Origin of the sequence: Nonomuraea sp. NPDC049637 (assembly GCF_040675235.1) — a bacterium.
GTDB lineage: Bacteria > Actinomycetota > Actinomycetes > Streptosporangiales > Streptosporangiaceae > Nonomuraea.
Window position 1 is genome coordinate 491039 of the sequence record NZ_JBFAOM010000001.1, and the last position, 21459, is coordinate 512497.

Consider the following 21459-nt stretch of genomic DNA (forward strand, 5'->3'; position numbering starts at 1 on the left):
CCCAACCCCCTTCCAGCAAGGAGTCCTCCATGTCCATCGCCTTCGAACCGATCGCCGTGGGCGGCACGAAACTGGCCAACCGGGTCGTCATGGCCCCGATGACCCGCAGCCGCGCCCGCGGCGGGCTGGTGACGAGCCTGACGGCGCAGTACTACGCCCAGCGCGCCTCCGCCGGGCTGATCGTCACGGAGGGCGTCCAGCCGTCGGTGATCGGCCAGGGCTACCCCTTCACGCCCGGCCTGCACAGCGCCGCGCAGGTCGCCGCCTGGCGCGAGGTCACCGGCGCGGTGCACGCCGCGGGCGGGAAGATCTTCGCCCAGCTCCTGCACACCGGCCGGATCGGCCATCCGGTGCTGCTGCCCGAGGGGGCGGTCCCGGTCGCGCCGTCGCCGGTGGCCGCGCGCGGGCAGCTGTTCACCCCCGACGGCGTCAAGGAGTTCGTCACCCCGCGCGAGCTGACGGAGCCCGAGATCGAGCGGACCGTCGCCGACTTCGCGAACGCCGCCCGCAACGCCGTCGAGGCCGGTTTCGACGGCGTGGAGCTGCACGGCGCCAACGGCTACCTGATCCACCAGTTCCTCGCCCCCGGCAGCAACCGGCGCACCGACGGCTGGGGCGGCTCGGCGGCCGGGCACGCCCGGTTCGCCGTGGCGGTCGTCTCCGCCGTGGCCGGCGCGATCGGCGGCGACCGCACCGCGTTGCGGATCTCCCCCGGGAGGCCGGACAACGACATGCACGAGCCCGACCCGCGGCCGGTCTACGAGGAGCTGCTGGGCCGGACGTCCGGGCTGGGGCTGGCGTACCTGCACGTCATGGAGGCCGCCGACCGGGAGCTGACGCGCGCACTGCGGCGGCTCTTCCCCGGCCCGCTCGTCCTGAACCCGCACACCGGCGACCGCCCGACCGGCCCGGAGGACCTCGCGCTGATCGAGGACGGCACCGCGGACCTGATCGCCTTCGGCCGGCTCTTCCTCGCCAACCCCGATCTGCCCCGACGGCTGGCGACCGGCGCGCCGCTCAACGCCCCGGACCCGGCCACCTTCTACGGCGGCGACGCCGCGGGCTACACCGACTACCCGGCCCTGCCCGCCTGACCGGCCGGTCGCGGGCGCGGCCCCGATCAGGCGACCACCTTTTCGATCTTCGAGGATGCGGCCGGCCGGAATTTCGGCCGGCCGATAAAGCGGCCTCCTGGCGGAGCAGCCCGTCGGAGGCGCTGTCAAGGAAGGCCCGCGCCCCTCACCTCGGCGGCGATTGGCCGGGACCCGCGCGAACAGGACGCCACCAGCCCCGATGCGCGCCTCCACCCGCCGGAGTCACCGAAACGTGATCGGCGCTCTTTTCCCCTGCATTCTTCGTCCCGTGCGCGATTCAGTGGAGAACAATTCTCCGGCGAATTCAGCGCGGGCGGATCGCCGGAAATTCGCCGCCGTCCGCCCGCTATTCGAAGAGATCGGGAAAAGCGCATTGTCTGATTGATCGCGTCCCGGAATTCAGCGAACGGGGCCGTGGAATCCTCATGGAACGATCCATATGCGAGAGGCCGCCGGAGATGTCGGCATCGTCGGATGACGCGAGAGGTGGAATCCATGAGCAAGCCCGCGATCCGTCCCAACGAGACGACAGTTCCGGTGCTGCCCTGCCCTTCCCCCGAGCAGACCCTGGAGTTCTTCGAGGCGCTCGGGTTCACCGTCACCCACCGGCAGACCCGGCCCTACGTCTATCTGGCGATGCGCTGGAGCGGATTCGACCTGCATTTCGGCCCCGCGCCGAAGGACTTCGACCCCGCCCGGGAGGCGACCGGGGCGTGCCCGGTCCTGGTCGACGCCGTGGCGTTCACGCTGACGGACCCGTCCGGGAACTCGATCATGTTCATCCAGCGGGACGAGCCGGCCGAGCTGGAGTACGGCGGCTCCAAGAAGCTGACGGGCCTGGCCGCGGCGCTCGGCGAGCCCGCCGAGCCGTGGCTGGCCGGCCTGCGCGGCACCGAGCTCACCGCCGAGGACAGGCGGCGCGTCGAGTCCGAGCTCGGCCACCTCCCTGACCTGCGCGAATGGCTCGGCCCGAGCTGACGGCGGGCAGACCGGCGGCGAACGGCCGGGCCGCGGCGGGCGTCAGGAGGCGGGGGTGTTGTGCATGATCTTGACCATCCGCACCTTGCCGTTGGGCTCCGGGGTGATGCTGTCCACCGTGCGCGCGGTCACCTCGAAATCCGTGGCGACGGCGGCCACGGCGTCGCGGACCCGCCCGGCCAGGTCGGCGGGCGCCGACGGCGAGGGCACCAGCAGGATCTCCACCGCGCCCGGCCGGTACTGGAGCACCTGCACGCCGCGCACGCCCGCCGTCGGCATCACGACCGGGTTGGTGAGGAAGTTGGCGTGCACGGTACGCCCGTCGGCGGCCACGACGCGGTCCTCGGTCCGTCCCTGGATCCGGCGGATGATCGGGGTGTGGAAGGCGCGGCACGGGCAGTCGTCCGGCTCGATGAGCACGCGGTCGCCCAGCCGGTAGCGGATCAGCGGCATCGCCTCGGCGTGCAGCCGGGTCACCAGGACCTCGCCCTCGCCGTCGGCCAGCGACACGCTGCCGTCGTCGTGCAGCACCTCCACCACCACGTCGGCCGAGCGCAGGTGCATCGCGCCCTCGGGGCAGGTGCGGCCGATCGTGTACGCCTCCACCGAGGCGTACACCTCGTGGCCGCGCGCCCCGAAGTAGCTCAGCACGTGCTCGCGGGCCTCGGGGGTGAGCGTCTCGCCGGCGAAGATGACGGTGTGCACGCCACGGTAGGCGATCTTCCTGCGGCGCAGCTCGTCCACGAGGGTGACGATGCAGCCGGGGAAGCCCCACAGGAACGTCGGCCGTCCGCGCAGGAACGCCTCGACCTGCTCGTCCAGGCTCCGGCTGGTGTTGACGTGGACCGTACGGGCCAGGCCGAGCCGCTGCAGCCGGTGCGGCCGGAACCCGCCCACCCGGAAGTAGCCGATCCGGTCCCAGGGGCGCAGGCCCGAGGCCAGCAGGTCCTGGAGGTAGGTGGCGCGCAGGTAGCCGAGGTCGCCCTCGGAGTAGAAGGGGCGGATGGGCACGCCGGACGACCCGCTGGTGGGCGCCTCGCGGGTGTTGTCGGGGGTGAACCCGGTGGCCATCAGCTCGGCGGGCGGCAGGTCCCGCAGCGTCGTCCGGTTCAGCATCGGCAGCGCGGCCAGGTCGGCGGCGGTGGACAGCGCCGCCACGGCGTCGGCCGGGAACACGCGGCGGTAGTACGGCACGTTGGCGTGCGCGTGGCGGACGAGCCCCGTCAGCAGCCGGTCCTGCACGACCTGGAGCCGGGCCGGGTCCATGCGGTCCCGCGAGCGAGCCAGGTACAGGTTCCGCAGCACCGGCACCACCGGGATCGTGCTGGGCAAGCCCTTCATGAGGTCTCCTTCTTCAGCGTGGCCAGCATGACGCCGCCCTTGACCACCTCGCCCGCGCAGTACGCCAGCAGCGCGCCGAACGCCGCCGCGGCGGGCACCAGGAACCAGCCGGCGGCGGCGACCACCGCGAACTGCAGGCACGCGGCCACCGCGGCCAGCCGCCGTCCCCGGTCGTCGGTGTTCTCCACCAGCAGGAACGCGGGCAGCACGGCCACCGTCAGCGCCGCCTCGGCCAGCAGCGCCGCGCCGGTCGCCGCCATGCCCCGCTGACCGCCCGCCAGCACCACCCCGAGCACGACCACCCCCAGGGCGCCGGCCGGCACGGCGGGCGCGAGGATGCGCCGCGCCATCCGGCGGGCGCCGGCCTCGCCCGTGCCCTCGATCCAGACCGCCACCCGCGGCTGGAGGATGCGCAGCAGGTACGACACGCCCATCACGACCACCGACAGCGCCACCGACCACACGTAGAAGACGCTGGTCTGCTGCGCGTCGTCCAGGTGCGCGAAGTACGCGAACGTCACCGAGGTGGCCGCGACGGCGGTCACCTCGCCGACGCTGAGCAGCGCCGCCGCGCGTACGGCCGGCCGGTAGGAGCCCTTGTCCGCCCTGCCGGCGCGCCCGCGGATCAGCCCGGCCGCCAGCACGGCGTTCAGCACGGCCAGCACGCCGACGTGCAGGGCCAGCAGCGCGTTGGCCCGCATCCCGGTCAGGGCCACCAGCCCCACGCCGGACGCCTGCGCGACGGCGAGCGTCAGGTAGGCGAACACGTCGGCCCGCGCCCGCCCGCGCAGCCGGTTCAGCGCCGCCATCACCGCGCAGCAGCCCAGCCCGCAGGCGTAGGCGGCGGCGGCCGCGTACCGGGCGGGCGCGCCGCCGGGGTCGGCCGCCGCCAGGGCCAGCCACACGGGCACGGCCACCGCGAACGGCGTGGCCGCCAGCAGCATGAACAGCGGCCGCAGCGTCTGGCCGCCGCGCCGCGGCACCAGCGCGAGCGCGGCCTTCTCGATGCCGCTGGACGTCAGCGCCAGCAGCCAGCCGGACACGCCGTTGGCGGTGGCGTACAGGGCGAACTCCTCGGCGCCCCAGAGGCCGAGCAGCACCAGGTTGGCGGTCCACAGGGCGGCGCGGAACGCGCCGCGCCCGGCGAACAGGGCCGCCGTCACCGCCACGAGGCGTGGCGGCGGCCTGCGGCGCAGGCTCACGGTCACGGGCCGGCCTGTGCCGACTCGACGAACCTGCCCTTGCCGCCGGGGGTGAGCGTGACCCGGTCGGCCTGCTCGAAGCGCACCTCTACCGGGCCGCCCACCTGCTTGGCCAGCCCGTCCCGGTAGGCCGCGGCCACCTCGTCGAAGTCCCGGCCCGCCTCGGGGACCAGGTGCACGGTGACGTTGCCCTCGGCGTCCTGGCGGACCATGCTCTCGGCCACGCCCGGTGTCCACATGGCCAGCGACAGGAACGTGGCCGTGTAGACGCGGTGGCCGCCGGGGAAGGTGATGTAGTCGTCGGACCGGCCGCCGGTCACCCGCATGCGCATGAACCGGTTGCCGCAGCCGCACTCCCCCGGCACGATCATGCCGCGGTCGCCCAGGCGGTAGCGGATCAGCGGCATCGCCCGTTCCCTGAAGTGGGTCACCACGACCGCGCCGTCCTGGCCGTCGGGCACGGGCCCGCCGTCGTCGTCCACGATCTCCAGACGGACGCGGTCCTCGTCCACGTGCATCGCGCCCCGGTCGCACTGGGTGGAGACGGTCAGCACCTCGTAGGCCGAGTACTCGTCGAACACCGGGACGCCGAAGCCGTTCTGCAGCAGCTCGCGCACCTCGTCGGTGAGCAGTTCGGAGTCGGTCATGACCATGCGCAGCGTGCGCCGCAGCCGGGCCACGTCGGCGGGTGAGGCGGCGCGCAGCAGCCCGCGCAGCACCACCGGGTAGCCCATGATCAGGTGCGGGCGCACCTTCAGCACGTCGGCCAGGATCTTCGCGTCGCCCTGCCCGGCGCCGATGACCGTGCGCGGGAACAGGCCGAGCCGCTGGAACCAGCGCAGCGGGCGGGGGAACGGCTTGATGTGCGCGATCCGCCACCACGGCCGGTAACCCGACAGCAGGAAGCGGCGGAAGATGGTCGCGCCGTGGTAGCCGTAGGCGGCCACGTCGTGCCGCACCTCCAGGACGCGGCCCGTGGTCCCGCTCGTCCGGTCCAGCCGGTAGTCCTTGGTGCTCAGGCCGGGCGTGTGGAAGCGGGACAGGTCGCCGTCCAGCACGGTGGCCTTGTCCAGGATCGGCAGTTTCGCCAGGTCGGCCAGGCTGTGCAGGGGCACGTCGTAGCGCGGGTCGGCGTAGTGCGGCACGTGCGCGCGGGCGAAGGCCAGCAGGTCGCGCAGGCCGTCGAGGGTGAGCCGGTCGGTCTCGGCGCGCGGGCGGCGGATGGCGCGGAAGGCGTCCACGACGTGCCGCACCTCCCGCACGGCGACGCCCAGTCCATGGCTCACAGGCCGTCCCCGATCTCGAAGCGGAGCAGCCCGGTAGCCTCGGCCAGCACGCCGGCCAGGGCGTCCCGGCCGGAGGCGGCGGCGGTCAGGTAGCCGAGCTTGGCGCCCGCCCGCGTATAGCGCTCCACGTGGTCGCCGGGGGCGGCGGCCAGCACCAGGTCGACGACGCCGGGCAGCGCCCTGACCTGCTCCTCGCCGTCCACCCTGACCAGCTTCCCGTCGCGTTCCGCGTTGAGCACGCGGACCGCGCCGTACCGGGTCGCCGCCGGGGTCAGGGACGGCGTCTCGCCCATGGCCGACAACACGTACTGCTCGACCACGTCCACGCCGTGGACCAGGCCCAGCAGCTCGGCCAGGCCGTTGCCGCCCAGGCGGGCGCCCATCTCGACGAGCACGACCTCGCCCGTCCCGGTGACCAGCACGTCGGCGCTGAGCGGCCCTTCGCGCAGCCCGGTCTCTGCGCAGATCGCGTCGAGCATCGGGCGCACGGCGTCGGTGACGTGGCCGGGGCCCGGCATGGTGTGCTGGACGGTGATGAACAGCGGCGGCGGGGTGAGCTCGCGTTCGGCCAGGCCGATCAGCGCCACCTTGCCGCCGATCACGAACGCCTCGGCCGTGTAGTGGGCCCCCTCCAGGAACTCCTCGGCCACGACGCGGCCGGACAGCGACCACTCCCTGGCCAGCCGCACGGCCTCGGGCAGCTCGTCCGGCGCGCGGCACAGCGACACGCCGCGGCTGCCGGAGGAGTCCACCGGCTTGACCATGAGCGGGAAGCCCAGGTCAGGGGCGTCGCGCAGCACCTCCTCGGCGGTGCCGCTCACGTGGCGGGGGCCGGGCAGGCCGAGCCGGGCGCACATCGCGCGGAACCAGCCCTTGTCGACCGAGCCGCGCACCGCGCCCTCCGACAGCCCGCACGGCAGGCCCAGCCGGGCGGCCAGGGCGAGCTGCGAGGGCAGGTTGACGTCGCTGGCCGGGGAGACCACGCCGGCCAGGTCGTCGCGCTCGGCCAGGGCCCGCGCGACCCGCGGCACGTCGCGGGTGCTGAGGTCGAGGAACTCGTCGGCGTGCGCGACGCCGGGGGCGTCGGCCCGCATGTCCACGCAGATCGTGCGCACGCCGAGGCGGGCCGCGGCGCGGATGGTGCTGATGGCGCCGTCCGCGCCGCCGAGGACCGCGATGGTGCGGCGGGCGCCGGTCACGTGAGCCTCCCGGCGAGCAGGTCAGCGGAATCGACCGGCACGTTGGCCTCCCGTACGAGGAACAGCGGCGGACGGGCCTGACCGCGAGAGATGTGCAGAAGCGTGCGGGCCATCATGGCCAGCCCGAACAGGGCGGCGGCCAGCGCCAGCCCGAACAGCAGCGCGCTGCCGGTGATCCCGGCCAGCAGCGCCACGGGCAGGCCGAGCAGGCCCGCCCACACCGCGGCCGAGATGGGCCGCGAGGAGAAGCCGAAGAACAGGTCCAGCGAGTGCCTGGCCAGCCCGCGCACGGTCACCTTGGACGAGCCGTGCACCCGCGGCCGGTGCGCGGTCGGCACGGTCGTCCAGGCGCGCGTCAGGCGCGGCAGCGTGGCCAGGAAGTACGGCGTGCCGAGCCGCAGGTCCACGATCCGGCGCGCGATCTCCGTGCGGACCAGGCGGAACGTCGTGGCGCGCGGCGGGATCTCGATGCCCAGCAGCCGCCGCGCCAGCCAGTCGTGCACGATCGACGCGGTCCGCCGCGGCCAGGGGTCCTTGCGGTCCACCCGGATGCCGAACACCGCGTCGTACCCGTCGGCCGCCCGCTCGATCAGGCGCTTGGCCTCGGTGGGCGGGAACTGCAGGTCGGCGTCCAGGTGCAGCACCCAGGGGTTCCGGGCGTACCGATAACCGGCCGAGAAGGCGGCCTCCACACCGAAATTCTTGGACAACGATATGAAAGACACACGATTGTCACTCTCGGCGATCGTGCGAATGCGCGCGAGCGTGTCGTCGGTACTGCCGTCGTCGACGAAGAGTATTTCGAGTTCGGCCTGGTCACCGAGCGCGTCAGCGATTTCGCGATAGGTGTCAGGGATGTTGTCGGCCTCGTTCAGGCACGGAACGACCACGGTGAGTGCCAGGCCGTCCGGCGGAACCGGAAGCGGATGCTCATTCATGGAACGGTCTTCACCACGTGTATCAACCCCGGTTCACCCTGTGACAGGGCCCGGGCATTCCCACCCGGCTACGACCCCGGTTGCGGAATATATCCATACGCGTCAGACAAAAGCTAGGTATTGATTTCTTTCCGGACGGTTTGTTAGGAAGATCTCCGACGCGGGGCCGCTGGGTCATGCGCATTGTCAGGGGGCATTCATGTATGTGCTCGGCATCAGCCAGGTCCACGACTCGGCGGCGGCCCTGGTGGCCGACGGGAAGATCGTGGCCTTCGCCGAGGAGGAGCGGTTCACCAGGGTCAAGCACGACGGCCGGTTTCCCGCGCAGGCCGTGCGCTACTGCCTGGAGGAGGCCGGCATCACGCTGGCCGACGTCGACCACGTCGCCTACTACTGGCAGGCGCCCCGCGAGACGTTGCACGCGCTCGGCCACTTCGCCCGGCACCTGCCCCACACGCTGGCCGTCTTCCGCAACGACGCCGGCGACTACGGCGACAAGGCCAGCGGCCTGCTGGAGACGCTGTCCGACCAGAAGGGCCAGGCCCACCCGGACGACTACAACGTCGGCGGCGCGCTGCTGCTGCACCTGCGGCGCGGGTTCACGCTGGAGAAGATCCTGCGCGAGTCGCAGAACTTCCGGGGCCGGACGAAGTTCAAGGTCCACCTGATGGACCACCACCGCGCCCACGCCGCCAGCGCCTTCTTCATCTCGCCGTACCAGGAGTCGGCGATCATCACCTGGGACGGCATCGGCAGCGACGGCACCTCCACCTACCTCGGGCTGGGCAAGGGCGGCCGGATCCACGACATCCGCCGCGTCAAGTTCCCGCACTCGCTGGGCGCCATGTACGCCGGCGTCACCGGCTACCTCGGCTTCAACCCGACCCGGGACGAGGGCAAGGTCATGGGCCTGGCCGCGTACGGCACCGACCGCTACGTGGACGACTTCGCCGACCTGGTCCGCCTGGGCCCCGACGGCCACTTCGAGCTGGACCTGAGCTGGTTCCGGCACCACGCCACCGGCAAGCACCAGATGTCGGCCAAGTTCCTGGAGCGCTTCGGCCCGGCCAGGCCGCGCGAGCGCGCCGTTCCCAACCAGCACTACGCCGACGTCGCGTACGCGCTGCAGGCCACGCTGGAGCGCACCGGCCTGCACGTGGCGCGCTGGCTGCAGGCCAAGACCGGGCAGACCCGCCTGGTCACCGCCGGCGGCGTCGCGCTGAACAGCGTCATGAACGGCCGCATCCTGCTGGAGACGCCGTTCGAGGACTTCTTCGCCCAGCCCGCCGCCGCCGACGACGGCTCGGCCCTGGGCGCGGCGCTGCTGCTGGGCGTGGAGAAGTACGGCATGCGCCGCCCGCGCGACGAGGAGTACATCTTCCTCGGCCCGCAGTTCGGCGAGGAGGAGATGGAGCGGGCGCTCCAGGACGCCGGCCTCGACTACCGGCGCACCGACGACATCAACGACACGACGGCGCGGGCGCTGGCCGACGGCAAGATCGTCGGCTGGTTCCAGGGCCGCATGGAGTGCGGGCCGCGCGCGCTCGGCAACCGCTCGATCCTGGCCGACCCGCGCCGCGCCGACGCCAAGGACCGGCTGAACGAGAAGGTCAAGCACCGCGAGCCGTTCCGCCCCTTCGCGCCCTCCTGCCTGGCCGAGCACGCCGGCGAGTACTTCGCCAGCGGCTACCCCTCGCCCGTCATGCTGCTCGTGTTCGACGTGCTGGAGCACCAGCGGGACAAGGTGCCGGCGATCACGCACGAGGACGGCACCGCCCGCGTCCAGACGGTCTCGGCGGCCGACAACCCGCGCTACCACGCGATGATCTCCCGCTTCGCGGAGCTGACCGGCGTGCCCATGGTGGTCAACACCTCGTTCAACGACAACGAGGAGCCCATCGTCTGCACCCCCGAGGACGCCGTGCGCTGCTACCTCAAGACCGACATGGACGCCCTGGCCCTGGGACCGTTCTTCACCGAGAAGGACGTTCGTTGAGGCGTTGGTTGTGGCTGGCGCCCGCCGTTCTGGGCGCCGCGGCGGCCACCCTGATCATGGTGATCCTGCCGCCCGACCGCACTCTGGACAACCCGCTCGAAGCGCTGTGGAAGGTCAGCCCGCTGGTGTTCGCGGTGCTGGCCGTGGCCGGGTTCCCCCGGCGGCCGGGGCTGGGCATGGCGCTGATGTGCGCGCTGGTCGTCGGCTACATGGGCGTGCTCGACACGGTCAACGTGCTGCACATCTTCTCCTACGCCGAGTCCGCCGACCAGAAGGCCGCCTTCCCCGAGCTCTACCAGTTCATGCTCTTCATGAACTCCTTCACCGTGCTGGCCGTGCTGTTCGCCTACCGGCTGGGCGGGGCGCGCTCCGACCGCGTGCTGAAGGTCGGGCTCGCCAGCGTCCTGGTCGTGATCTCCGGGCTGAACGACCTGTCGATGTGGCTGCTCGGCGACTGGCCGCAGGGCCGGCCCGGCACGCTGACGTGGGCCTCGCACATCGCGGTGTTCGTCGGCGGGCCGCCGAGCGTCGCCGTGGCAGTGATCTTCCTTCTCGTCCACCTCGTCCTGGCCGGGGTCGTGCTGGCGCTGCCCGTGCGACGGTGGCTGGACCGGCTCGTCCCCGCAGCCGCATGAACGCCGACTTAGTCGTCGTCGGCTCCGGCCTGTTCGGGCTGACCGTGGCCGAGCGGTGCGCGTCCGAGCTGGGGATGCGCGTGCTGGTGCTGGAGCGCAGGGACCACGTCGGCGGCAACTCCTACAGCGAGCGCGAGCCGCAGACCGGCATCGAGGTCCACCGGTACGGGTCGCACCTGTTCCACACGTCCAACGCGCGCGTGTGGGAGTACGCCCAGAGGTTCACGTCGTTCACGCCGTACGAACACCGGGTCTATTCGGTGCACAAGGGCCAGGTCTACCCGATGCCCATCAACCTGGGCACGATCTGCGCCTTCTTCGGCCGCCACCTCAGCCCGGACGAGGCCCGCGACCTGGTCGCCCGGCAGGCCGCCGAGGTGACCAGCGCCGGCAACCTGGAGGAGAAGGCGATCTCGCTGATCGGCCGGCCGCTGTACGAGGCGTTCATCCGGGGCTACACCGCCAAGCAGTGGCAGACGGCCCCGGCCGAGCTGCCCGCCGAGATCATCGGCCGGCTGCCGGTGCGCTACACCTTCGACGGGCGCTACTTCGACGACCTCTACCAGGGCCTGCCCACCGACGGGTACGCCGCCTGGCTGGAACGCATGGCCGACCATCCCAACATCGAGATCCGGCTCGGCGCCGACTTCTTCGACCTGCGGGAGAGCCTGGCCGGTGCGGTGCCCGTCGTCTACACCGGACCGCTGGACCGCTACTTCGGCCACGCCGAGGGCGAGCTGGGCTGGCGGACGCTCGACTTCGAGACGTCCGTGCTGCCCACCGGCGACTTCCAGGGCACGTCGGTGATCAACTACGCCGACGAGGACCTGCCGTGGACGCGCGTCCACGAGTTCCGCCACCTGCATCCCGAACGCACCTGGTACCCGTCCGACGCCACCGTGATCATGCGGGAGTACTCGCGCTTCGCCGGCCGGGCCGACGAGCCGTACTACCCGATCAACACGCCGCAGGACCGTGCCCGGCTGCGCCGGTACCGCGACCTGGCCAAGGGCGAGCGGGACGTCTGGTTCGGCGGGCGCCTGGGCACCTACCAGTACCTCGACATGCACATGGCCATCGCCGCCGCCCTGACCCTGTACGAGAACCGCCTGCGCCCCCGCTTCGCCGCCCACGTCCCCGAGTAGGCCGTCCCCAGGCTCAGGCGGACCAGCGGCCGGACGGTAGGGCTGGACGGTTCGGCTGGACGGTTGTGCCGGACCGGGAGGGCGGGCCACACTTCTGGCATGCAGGTAATCGTGCGCCTCGACGGCGAGACGCCGACCGCCCCCGCCCTCTCCTCCCTGGAGCGCCAGCTCCGCGGCGACAGCGCCTTCCGGGGCATGGAGATCCGGCCGCTGCCCGGCCCGCCCGAGCCCGGGGCGATGAACGGCGCCGCCGACGCCCTCATGCTGGCGGTCTCGGCCGCGTCCGGCGGGCTGGGCGTCTCGATCGTCCAGGCGCTGGCCGGGTGGCTCAGGACGCGGCGCCACAGCTTCACGGTCAAGGTCAGCCATGGCGAGCGCACGCTGGAGTTGAGCGTGGAGGCGGCCAAGGACCCGGCGAAGGTGATGGAGGTGGCCCGGCGGCTGGCCGAGATGCTGGAGCCTCCCGCCCCATGAGCCCCTGGCCCGACCCGGCCCGCTGCCGGGCCGTCCTCGTCGGCACGACGACGTACACCGACCAGGTCATGTGGCCGGCCCTGCCTGCGGTGCGGGCCAACGTCACGGACCTGGCCGAGGTGCTCACCGGCCCCCGCTCGTGGGGCCTGCGGAGCGACCACTGCGCGCAGCTCATCGACCCGGCCAGCTCCGACCACGTCCTCGACCTCATCCACGACGCGGCGACCGAGGCCGCCGACACCGTCTTCATCTACTACTCCGGCCACGGCGAGAAGACCGAGAACGACCTGCTGCTGCCGATCGCCACCACCAGGCCCGACCGGCTACGGATCGGCGGCGTGCGGTTCTCGGTCATCCGGGAGATCATCCGCGAGCGCCGCGCGCCCCGCGCCGTGGTCGTGCTCGACTGCTGCTACAGCGGCATGGCCCACGGGATGAGCGGGCCGGCCCTGCGCGGGCTGATCGACACGACCAGCGCGTACGTCCTGACCTCCTCGGCCAGGGACACCCTGTCGCTCGCGCCACCCGGCGAGCGCCACACCGCCTTCACCGGCGAGCTGCTCAAGATCCTCCAGGACGGCGTCCCCGCCGGGCCCGCCGACCTGTCCATCGGTGACGTCACCCGCGCGCTGCGCTACCGGCTGCTCGACCGGCGGCTCCCGCTGCCCGAGTACAGCCAGGCCGGCGCGGCGGACGAGCTGCCCCTCGTGCGGAACAGACGAGAGCCGCCCCGGACGCCGCCCCGGGCCGCCCCCGCCCCGCCACCGGGGATCCGCCTGGCCGGGGCCGCCCGCCGGACGGGCCGGGCGGTCGGCATCTGCTTCGGCGCGGCCAACTCCTTCGTCACCGTCGTCGAGGGCGGCGAGCCGGTCGTCATCCCCGGCTCCGAGGGCGCGCGGGCCACGCCGTCCGTGGTGACCTTCGCCAGGGACGGCGAGGTCGTCATCGGACAGGCCGCCAAGCGGCAGACCGTCACCAACGCGGAACGGACCGTGCGCTCGATCGTCCTGGAGCTGGGCACCGACTGGTCGACGGCCGTCGACGGCCATCGATACTCCGCGCCCCGGGTCGGCGCGCTCCTGCTGGGCCGGCTGAAGCAGGACGCCGAGGCGTACCTGGGCGAGCGGGTCACCGACGCGGTGATCACCGTCCCGGCCTACTTCGACGACGCCCGGCGCCAGGCCGTCACCGAGGCCGGCACGCTGGCCGGGCTCAACGTGCTGCGCCTGATCAACGAGCCGACCGCGGCGGCGCTGGCGTACGGGTTCGACGCGGCGGAGAACCGCTCGATCCTGGTCTTCGACCTCGGCGGCCGCACCTATGACGTGTCCGTGCTGCACATCGGGGACGGCTACGTCGAGGTGCTGGCCACCCACGGTGACACCCGGCTCGGCGGCGACGACTGGGACCAGCGGATCGTGGACGAGCTGGCCAGACGGTTCAGGGAGACCCACGGCGTCGACCCGACCGGCGACAGGACGGCGCTCCAGCGGCTGCATGAGGCCGCGGAGCGGGTGAAGGTCGAGCTGACCGGCGCGCAGCAGGCGCACGTCAACCTGCCCTACCTCACCTCGGGCCGGCAGGGCCCGCTCCACCTGGACACGACGCTGACCCGGCGGGAGTTCCAGAGCCTGACCGCCGACCTGCTCGCCCGGCTGCGGGGGCCGTTCCGGGGCGCCCTCCAGGACTCCGGCCTCAAGGTGACCGACCTCGCGCACGTGGTGCTGGCCGGAGGTGCGAGCCGGATGCCCGCCGTGACGGCGCTGGTCACCGAGCTGTCCGGCGGCGTGCCCCCGCTCATGGGGCTGAGCCCCGAGGAGGTCGCCTCCATCGGCGCGGCGCGGCAGGCGAGCGTGCTCAAGGCCGACCTGACCCCGGTGACCCTCGGCCTGCGGGGCAAGGGCGGTGCGCTGCGGAAGGTCATCGAGCGCGACAGCCCGGTCCCGGTCGAGCGGACGGTCACGTTCACCACGACCGCCGACGACCAGTCGTCCCTGCGGGTCGAGGTCTACGAGGGCGAGCAGGCCACGGCCGCGCTCAACGCGGTGCTGGGGACGTACATGGTGGGCGGCATCCCCGCCGCCCGGCGCGGGGAGCCGCGGATCGAGGTGACGTTCGGCGTGGACGCCGGCCTGACCTTCACCGTCACGGCCCGGGAGGCGGCGACCGGCATCCCCCTCCCGGTGACCCGCCACCCCGGCTGACCGACCGGCCCGCGTCCTCAGGGAGCGGGCCGCTCGCCGGTTCGTCAGGGGGTGGCCTGCCAGGAGGCGCGGACGAGGGCGCGTTCGGTGGCGGCCAGGTGGGTGGCCGCCGCGAGCCAGGCCCGTGCGTACCCGTCCGGATCGGCCTCGGCCGGCCTGCCGAACACGTCGCGGTCACGCCGGTCGGCCTCGTCGGCGAGCGCGACCGCCAGGTCGGCGGCCGTGCGGAACCCGGCGCGGCGCAGGGACGCGGCCTGCCCGCGGGCGTCGCCGCCGCGCGCGGACTCGGCGACCGCCCTGCGTCCGCCGGAGACGGCCAGCTCGACCAGCCGGCGCACCCGCCAGAGCGGCGCGCCGTCCAGCGGGTCCACCTCGGCGAACGCGTCCTGGCCGAGCGGGAGGCAGGCGTCGGCGGGCGGCAGGTGCGAGCCCTGGAGGCGGTCGTAGCCGAGGTCGGCCCGGCCCTGCCACTCGGGGGGCAGACTGAGCGTCGCCTCCTCGCCCCCGACCGGCCCCACGGCGAGCGGGACGAGCGTCGCCGCCCGGCCTGGCTCGACCCTGGCCACCACGCGCACCCGCAGGCCGGGCCGGGAGGCGAGCCGCCGCAGGTTCTCGACGTACGCGAGGTCGGGATGACGGTTCGCCGGAACCAGCCGGACCACCGGCCCCTCCCCGCCGACCGCCGCTCCCCCAAGGCCGGCCGGTTGCGGCGGGCCGGTGGGTGGGAGGTGGCAGGCCAGGACGTGGTCGCCCGCCGCGCCGACGATCACCAGGTCGCAGCCGACCGGCTCCCGTACCTGCTCGGCCGACTCCTCCTCGCTCCACGCCCCCGCCGACAGCCGGTCCCCCACCGCTTCGGACAGCGGCCGGGTGAACAGCGCGCCGAGCGGCCCGTCCGTCCAGGCCAGGCCGGTGACCGGGGTGGCCCGTACGCCCTTGCCCGCGCCGAGGCGGCCGTCCGGGGAGACGGTGGCCCCGGCGATCAGCAGTCCGCCGCGGGCCAGTTGCGCGTGGCTCATCATGGCCGCCCCGATGGCGACGGTCGCGGTCGCCGCGCCACGGGCACGGGCCGCGCCGCCGGGCTTGACGTCGGCCACCGAGAACCAGCGTCCGTCGTCGGTGACGAGGTGCGTGACCACCCCGCCGTAGCCGGTGCTGCTGATCACGGGCTCGCGGAAGACGCCGTACACCTTCAGGCCGCCGTTCGGACGGTAGCCGCGCCGTACGGTGCCGACCAGCGCCGGGTCGGGGTCGGACGCGGCCAGCCGGCCCACGGTGAACAGCAGCTCCCGCAGGGCGGAGACCAGGTCGGCGAGACGGTGGCTGTCGTACCGGGCACGGGCGGCGCGCAGCCCGCGCACCACCCGCAGCGTGGCGGCCTCGGCCCTGGGCAGCCCGGCCACGCGGGCGGTGTGGGCGGCTCTGAGCAGCTCAGCCTGCGGCACCGCACCCGCACCCGGCACGCCCGCCGACAGCACGGCGGCCGCCGCCCGCCACAACCCCGCGGCCGCCGCCACCTGCGCCGCCCCGGGCACCACCGCAGCCGGAACGACCACCTCCCCCGAGCCCGCTCCTGACCCGGCGTCCGCGTGTCCGGCTACCGAGCCCGCTCCGGACCCGGCACCCGCCTGCCCTGCCCCTGACCCGGCCGCGGCACCCGCCTGGCCGGCTCCTGTATCAGGTCCCGACTCCGTGCCCGCCTGGCCGGTGTCCGGGCGTCGGGTGGGTTCTGTGGCCGGTTGGGCGGGACGTCCGTCGGCGGAGGGCGGGTCCGGTTGCCCGGAAGGTGACGGGGGCGTGTCCGTCTCGACGTCCAAGGGCAGGGTGTCGGCAAGGGGGCAGGCGGTGAGGAGGGCGGCGCGGTGGAGGCAGCGGGGGGCGAGGAGGCAGGAGCAGCGGGCCTGCCCCTCCTCCGCGATCACCCCCGACGGCCCCGGCGACAGTGTGACCACCGCGTCCTCGCCGCACGTGACCACCACGTCGGCGCCGTCGGCCACCCGGTCGAGGGCGGCGTACTGGTCGACGGCCGCGTCCAGCTTCTTGCGCAACCTGCTGGTCAGGCCGTCGACGGCGGCGGCCACCACGTGCGGCGCGGCGGGCGGGAGCGTTGCAGAGGTGTTCACCGGACTTCTCCCCGGAGGCGGTCCCCCACCCAGCGGGCGAGGGCGAGCGGGCTGAGCGCGGCGACCGGCATGCCGGCCGCGACGAGCTGCTGGGCGATGGGCAGCGAGTAACGGGGCACGCCCTGGTCGTCGAGCGCCGCGCAGCCCAGCAGGTGGACGCCGGACCCGGCCAGCGAGCGCACCTCCGCGAGCAGGCCGCCCACCGGGTAGCCCTCCTCGAAGTCGCTGACGACGACCACGAGCGTACGGCTCGGCACGGTGACCAGCGTCCGGGCGTGCGCGAGCCCGGCGGCGATGTGCGTGCCGCCGCCGACCCGCACTTCGAGCAGCAGGGACAGCGGGTCCTCCACCCGGTCGGTCAGGTCGATCACCTGGGTGGAGAACGTCAGGAAGTGCGTCGAGAGCGTCGGCACGCCCGCGAGGACGGCGGCCGTCAGCGCGGACCACACGACCGAGGCCTCCATCGAGCCCGACACGTCGACCACGAGGATCAGCCGCCAGTCGGCCTCCTTCCTGGCCCGCGTGCTGAACACCGGGCGTTCCGGCACCACCACGAGCCGCCCGTCATCGAGACGGCGGGTGTGGGCCAGGTTGGCGCGCAGCGTGCGCGGCAGGTCGAGCCGTCCGCCGGGCCTCCTGGTCGGACGCGGGTTCGCCAGGCCGGTCAGCGCGGGTCTCAGCCGGGTCGCCAGCTCACGGGTCAGCTCGGCGACCAGGCGGCGGACGAGCGGCCTGAGCTTGGCGACCTGCTGCTCGGGCAGCCCGCCGGCCAGCGACAGCACGGACGTCAGCAGCTCGACCGACGGCCGCACGGCGGCGGGGTCCAGCTCGGCGAGCACGTCGTGCCGTCCGGCGTCGGCGGCCCTGGCCAGCACTTCCTCGCGTACGTCGCCGCCGAACAGGGACTCCAGCTCCTCGGCCCATTCGCGGGCCGTGGGGAACGGGTCGCCCTGGCCTCCGGTGTCGCCCTGCTGCCCGAAGTCGTCGGCGCCCTCGCCGCGGCCGGCGCCGTAGAGCTCGTCCAGGGCGCGGGCGTACGGGCGGGCGCCGGCGGGCAGCCGTTCGCGCTCCCGGCCGAGCAGCAGCCGCCACCGGTCGGCGGGGCCGATCCGCGTCCCGCCCTCCGCCCGGCGCGTGGACACCGACGGCGCCGGACCGTCATACGGGGCCGGACCGTCATACGGGGCCGGACCAGCTTGTGAGGGCAGATCTTCCTGCGGGGCCGGGTCGTCGTGCGGGGTGAGGAGGCCGAGGGTGCGCAGGGCCGTCAGGCCGGCCAGGTCGGCGGAGGTCCAGGCGGCCAGCAGGTCGGGCGGCGCGTCCAGCGTCAGGTCCGGACGGTCCCCGAGCCGTTCGGACACCGCCGCCAGCAGCCGGCCGCGCGCCGCCGGGGCGAGCGTGTCGAACCCGCCGCGCAGGGCGGGCAGCCGGTCGAGGAACTCCTTGTCCGCCAGCTCGTCCACCCGGTCCATCAGCGGGCCGAGCGCGGCGGGCGCCGCCTGGAGCAGCGGTCCGGCGGCCGTGAGCACGCCGGTCAGCAGGAGGCTGAGCCGGCGGCGGCCGTCCGGGGTGGTGGCGGTGTCGATCCAGCCGGCCGCCCGCGCGCCCAGGAGCTCGGGGCCGTCCAGGTCGAGCAGCACGCGGGCGGCCAGCGCGGCCCCCTGGACGAGCGGCGCCCCGGTACGCGCGAGCGCGCCCAGCGCGTCGTCCAGCCGCAGGCCCAGCCGCTCGTCCCCGGCCCGCGTGGCGAGCGCGACCAGCGCGACCGCGTCCTCGGGCCGGTCGCTGCCGGCGAGTCCGGGCAGCGACCGGACCGCGGCCTCCAGCAGCGTGACGGCCAGCTCGCCCGCCTGCTCGCGGCCCTCCGGCGTGGTGCCGGGAAGGTGCTCGCGGCGCAGCGCCTCCAGCAGGTCGAGGGCGTCGAGCAGCTCGGGGAGGGTGGCCGTGGCGGGCAGCGTGCCGGCGGCGTCGGCCAGCCGCTGCCCGACCAGGTCCGGCAGGTCGCAGCGGGCGGCGGCGCGCAGCCCGTCGAGGATGGTGCGGCAGGTGGGCCCGCCGTCCGCGGACTCGCGGCGGTAGGTCTCGCGCAGCGTGCCCGCCGCCGCCTGGGCCGCGGTCACGCCCCGGACGCCGGCCAGGTCGAGCAGCGCGGGGACGGCGGGCGTCCAGGACAGGCGCCACTTGGTGGTGAGCGCGGTGGCGTCGCCGGTGCCCGCCACCTGGATCGGCTCGCCGTAGCCGACGCCGCACACGTGCAGCCGCCGCAGCAGCACCTCCCGGCGCGCGTCCAGGTCGGAGCGGAGCGGGTCGAGGCGTACCTCGCGCGGCTCGGGGTCGTCCGGGCAGGGCAGCCTGAGCGCGGCCAGCTCCTCCTCGACGGCGGGGCCGAGCCCCGAGCGGGGGGTGCCGGGGGCGGTGCGGCCCCTGGCCGTCCCGACGAGCACCGTGTCGAGCGCCTTGGCCAGCGCGCGTCCGCGGCCCAGGGGTTCGCCCTGGCCGAGGACGGTCGTCACCGCCTCCAGCAGCTCGCCGCGGCCGGGGGCGGGCAGGCCGCGCAGGCGGGCGAGGTCGCACGCCAGGCGCAGCGTCTCGACGGCCTCGCCGGTGCCCGCCGTGTGCCCGGCGGCCCGCAGCTCCCTGCACAGGTCGGTGATCGCGCGGGCGGCGCCGTCCCTGACCCGGTCCGGTACGCCGTCCGCCTCGAACACCGCCTGCTGCCAGCGCGGGTCGCGGATCCCGGCCGGGTAGCCGGACCGGGAGTCGAGCAGGTCGAAGGCGTACGGCACCAGCGAAGTGACGGCCTGCGCCCCGACGGACGCAGACCCGGCGGGCGCAGAGTCGGAGGCAGAGGGGGCGGGGGCGGGGGCGGGGGTCTCGTCGGTGGTGAGCAGGGCGGGGGCGTGGAAGGCGCCCACGACCGCGGCGACCCGGCGTCCACCGGCCGCGGCGGCGGACACCACGCGCCGCATGTGCGCCTCCCGCGCCAGGTCCCTGGCCGGGACGCCGCCGCCCGTCGCCGCGTCGCGCCGCAGCGCCCAGCCGACGCCGAGCGCGGCCCGGCGGACGGCCTCCGGCTCGCAGCCCGGCGCCAGGACCTCGACGGCCCGGTCCCACATGTCGTCCCCCGCCCGCCCGGTGCCCGAAGCGGCCAGCGCGTCGGCGAAGCGGGGCCCGCCGTCGGCCTCAGCCTGGGGCTCGGGCGCTGGTCCGGGCTCGGGCGCTGGTCCGGCGGCCTGTCGGCTCGGGTCCGACAGCGGGAGGTCGCAGCACAGCACCTCCACGCCGCGCTTGACCGCCCACCGGATCGCCACCAGCTCGGGGGAGAAGTCGGCGAACGGGTAGAAACCGAGCCCGTCCGCGCCGTTCCCGGCCAGGGCGACCGGGGCGACGGTGGCCGGGTCGGCCAGATGGGGCAGCCACTGCTGGAAGTCGGCGGGCAGCTCGACGCACACCGTCTCCGGGTCGGCCGCCTCCAGCAACTCGGGCAGCACCACGGCCAGGGCCGGGCTGTGGTGCCGCACCCCCACCAGGTACGGCCGGGTCGCGGCGGCCAGCCCGGCCACCACCACCCGCGGATCGGCCGGGTCGAGAGACGCCGCCGGGTCGGGCGGGCCCGCTGGGTCGAAGGGGCCTGCCGGGTCCGTCAGGTCGGCCCGCGTGTGGGGTGTCAACGGAGGTTCTCCCGCAGGTCCCAGAGGCGGCGCCACATGGCGGAGCCGTCCTCGGCGCGCCGCCGCACCGGCCCGTCCCAGTAGCCGAGCAGCCGTCCGTGGTCGGCGGGGTCGTCCTTGCGCACGACGCCCAGCAGGTGGCCGGGCACCAGGTCGAGGACGTCGCCGCCCGGCAGGTACGCGGCCGCGACGCCGAGCGAGGCCGCCACCTGCACCGCCTCGGCGGTGGACATCACGGTGCCCGGCCGCTCGACGTCCCAGCCCTCGCCGGACCGTCCGGTGCGCAGGTCGCGGAAGACCGTGACCAGCGCCTCCAGCACCGCGTCGTCCACGGCGAACCCGGCGCCGGCGCGCTGGACGACCGCCGTGGCCTGCCGCCGCACCAGGGACGTCTCGGCCGCGGCGTCGGAGATGGGATCGACGGTCTCGAAGTTGAAGCGCCGCTTGAGCGCGGCCGACATCTCCGACACGCCGCGGTCGCGCAGGTTGGCCGTGGCGATCACCGTGAACCCGGGGACGGCGGCCACCTGCGCGTCGTCGGTGCCGGCCAGCTCGGGGACGCTGACCCGCCGGTCGGACAGGATGGACACCAGCGCGTCCTGCACCTCGGGCAGGCAGCGGGTGATCTCCTCGACCCTGGCCACCCGCCCCGACCGCATGGCGGTCAGCACCGGGGAGTCCACCAGCGCGCCCCGGCTCGGCCCCTGGGCCAGCAGCAGCGCGTAGTTCCAGCCGTAGCGGAAGGCGTCCTCGGTGGTGCCGGCGGTGCCCTGGACGGTGAGCGCGCTGGTGCCGCAGACCGCCGCGGCCAGCAGCTCCGACAACATCGACTTGGCCGTGCCGGGCTCGCCGACCAGCAGCAGGCCGCGCTCGCCGGCGAGCGTCACGACGCAGCGCTCGACCAGCGCGCGTTCGCCGACGAACTTGGGCGCCACCTTGAGCTTGGACGGCAGGCCGTCGCGGGCGGGCAGGGAGAGGGTCTCCTCGCCGCTGCCGCAGATGAAGGTCACGACGGCCCGCGGCGTCAGCAGCCAGCCGGGCGGGCGCGGGCCGTCGTCGTGGGCGGCGAGGAAGGCCAGTTCGGTGGCGTACCGCTGCTCGGCGGAGACCACCTGCGTGGCGGGGGTCGCCTCGTCGGTGAGGGTCATGGGGTTTCGTGTCCTTCGTGTGGTG

General features: G+C 74.4%; 15 protein-coding genes. 7 read left to right on the top strand and 8 right to left on the bottom strand.

The genetic code is table 11. The annotated features are described in order from the left end of the window. Positions 1–29 precede the first annotated feature (29 nt). Positions 30–1094 carry an alkene reductase gene (locus tag AB0J71_RS02185; RefSeq protein WP_364412088.1) on the top strand — a complete coding sequence of 355 codons (1065 nt, stop codon included), beginning with the start codon at positions 30–32 and terminating at the stop codon, positions 1092–1094. 495 nt (positions 1095–1589) lie between these two features. Next, positions 1590–2072, top strand: coding sequence for a hypothetical protein (locus tag AB0J71_RS02190; RefSeq protein ID WP_364412091.1), 483 nt, complete (start codon positions 1590–1592; stop codon positions 2070–2072). Positions 2073–2114: 42 nt separating this feature from the next. Here the strand turns inward: AB0J71_RS02190 and AB0J71_RS02195 are convergent, their stop codons facing one another. The 5 genes from AB0J71_RS02195 to AB0J71_RS02215 are packed head-to-tail and all read right to left on the bottom strand — an operon-like array spanning position 2115 to position 8038. Next, positions 2115–3413 (bottom strand): hypothetical protein, encoded by a 1299-nt coding sequence (locus AB0J71_RS02195; protein ID WP_364412094.1) that lies wholly within the window; start codon positions 3411–3413, stop codon positions 2115–2117. Beyond that, positions 3410–4621: a hypothetical protein gene (locus tag AB0J71_RS02200; RefSeq protein WP_364412097.1), complete on the bottom strand. Its 1212-nt coding sequence runs from the start codon at positions 4619–4621 to the stop codon at positions 3410–3412. The genes AB0J71_RS02195 and AB0J71_RS02200 overlap by 4 nt, the downstream gene beginning before the upstream one ends. Then, complete coding sequence (locus tag AB0J71_RS02205) at positions 4618–5901, bottom strand: hypothetical protein (RefSeq protein ID WP_364412100.1); 1284 nt, start codon at positions 5899–5901, stop codon at positions 4618–4620. The genes AB0J71_RS02200 and AB0J71_RS02205 overlap by 4 nt, the downstream gene beginning before the upstream one ends. Next, positions 5898–7100, bottom strand: a complete 1203-nt coding sequence (locus tag AB0J71_RS02210) for an ATP-grasp domain-containing protein (RefSeq protein WP_364412103.1) — start codon at positions 7098–7100, stop codon at positions 5898–5900. The genes AB0J71_RS02205 and AB0J71_RS02210 overlap by 4 nt, the downstream gene beginning before the upstream one ends. Next, a complete protein-coding gene (locus tag AB0J71_RS02215; protein WP_364412106.1) occupies positions 7097–8038 on the bottom strand; it encodes a glycosyltransferase family 2 protein in 942 nt (313 codons plus the stop codon). The genes AB0J71_RS02210 and AB0J71_RS02215 overlap by 4 nt, the downstream gene beginning before the upstream one ends. Before the next feature lie 199 nt (positions 8039–8237). Here AB0J71_RS02215 and AB0J71_RS02220 point away from each other — a divergent pair, with 199 nt between their 5' ends. From AB0J71_RS02220 to AB0J71_RS02240, 5 genes are all read left to right on the top strand, one after another. Beyond that, entirely contained in the window at positions 8238–10034 is a 1797-nt protein-coding gene (locus AB0J71_RS02220) for a carbamoyltransferase C-terminal domain-containing protein (RefSeq protein ID WP_352323704.1), read from the top strand. Next, positions 10031–10669, top strand: coding sequence for a hypothetical protein (locus AB0J71_RS02225; protein ID WP_352323705.1), 639 nt, complete (start codon positions 10031–10033; stop codon positions 10667–10669). Before AB0J71_RS02220 ends, AB0J71_RS02225 begins: the two co-directional genes overlap by 4 nt. Next, a complete protein-coding gene (gene glf, locus AB0J71_RS02230; RefSeq protein WP_364412109.1) occupies positions 10666–11814 on the top strand; it encodes a UDP-galactopyranose mutase in 1149 nt (382 codons plus the stop codon). The genes AB0J71_RS02225 and glf overlap by 4 nt, the downstream gene beginning before the upstream one ends. A 99-nt stretch (positions 11815–11913) precedes the next feature. Continuing rightward, entirely contained in the window at positions 11914–12288 is a 375-nt protein-coding gene (locus AB0J71_RS02235) for a hypothetical protein (RefSeq protein ID WP_352323707.1), read from the top strand. Further along, complete coding sequence (locus tag AB0J71_RS02240) at positions 12285–14492, top strand: Hsp70 family protein (RefSeq protein ID WP_364412111.1); 2208 nt, start codon at positions 12285–12287, stop codon at positions 14490–14492. The genes AB0J71_RS02235 and AB0J71_RS02240 overlap by 4 nt, the downstream gene beginning before the upstream one ends. 44 nt (positions 14493–14536) lie before the next feature. Here the strand turns inward: AB0J71_RS02240 and AB0J71_RS02245 are convergent, their stop codons facing one another. From AB0J71_RS02245 to AB0J71_RS02255, 3 genes are read right to left on the bottom strand one after another with little or no spacing between them, the layout of a single operon-like run. Then, positions 14537–16615: a hypothetical protein gene (locus AB0J71_RS02245; RefSeq protein WP_364412113.1), complete on the bottom strand. Its 2079-nt coding sequence runs from the start codon at positions 16613–16615 to the stop codon at positions 14537–14539. After that, a complete protein-coding gene (locus AB0J71_RS02250) occupies positions 16612–20286 on the bottom strand; it encodes a DUF5682 family protein (protein ID WP_364412116.1) in 3675 nt (1224 codons plus the stop codon). The genes AB0J71_RS02245 and AB0J71_RS02250 overlap by 4 nt, the downstream gene beginning before the upstream one ends. Continuing rightward, positions 20283–21434 (bottom strand): AAA family ATPase, encoded by a 1152-nt coding sequence (locus AB0J71_RS02255; RefSeq protein ID WP_352323711.1) that lies wholly within the window; start codon positions 21432–21434, stop codon positions 20283–20285. The genes AB0J71_RS02250 and AB0J71_RS02255 overlap by 4 nt, the downstream gene beginning before the upstream one ends. Positions 21435–21459: the final 25 nt, after the last annotated feature.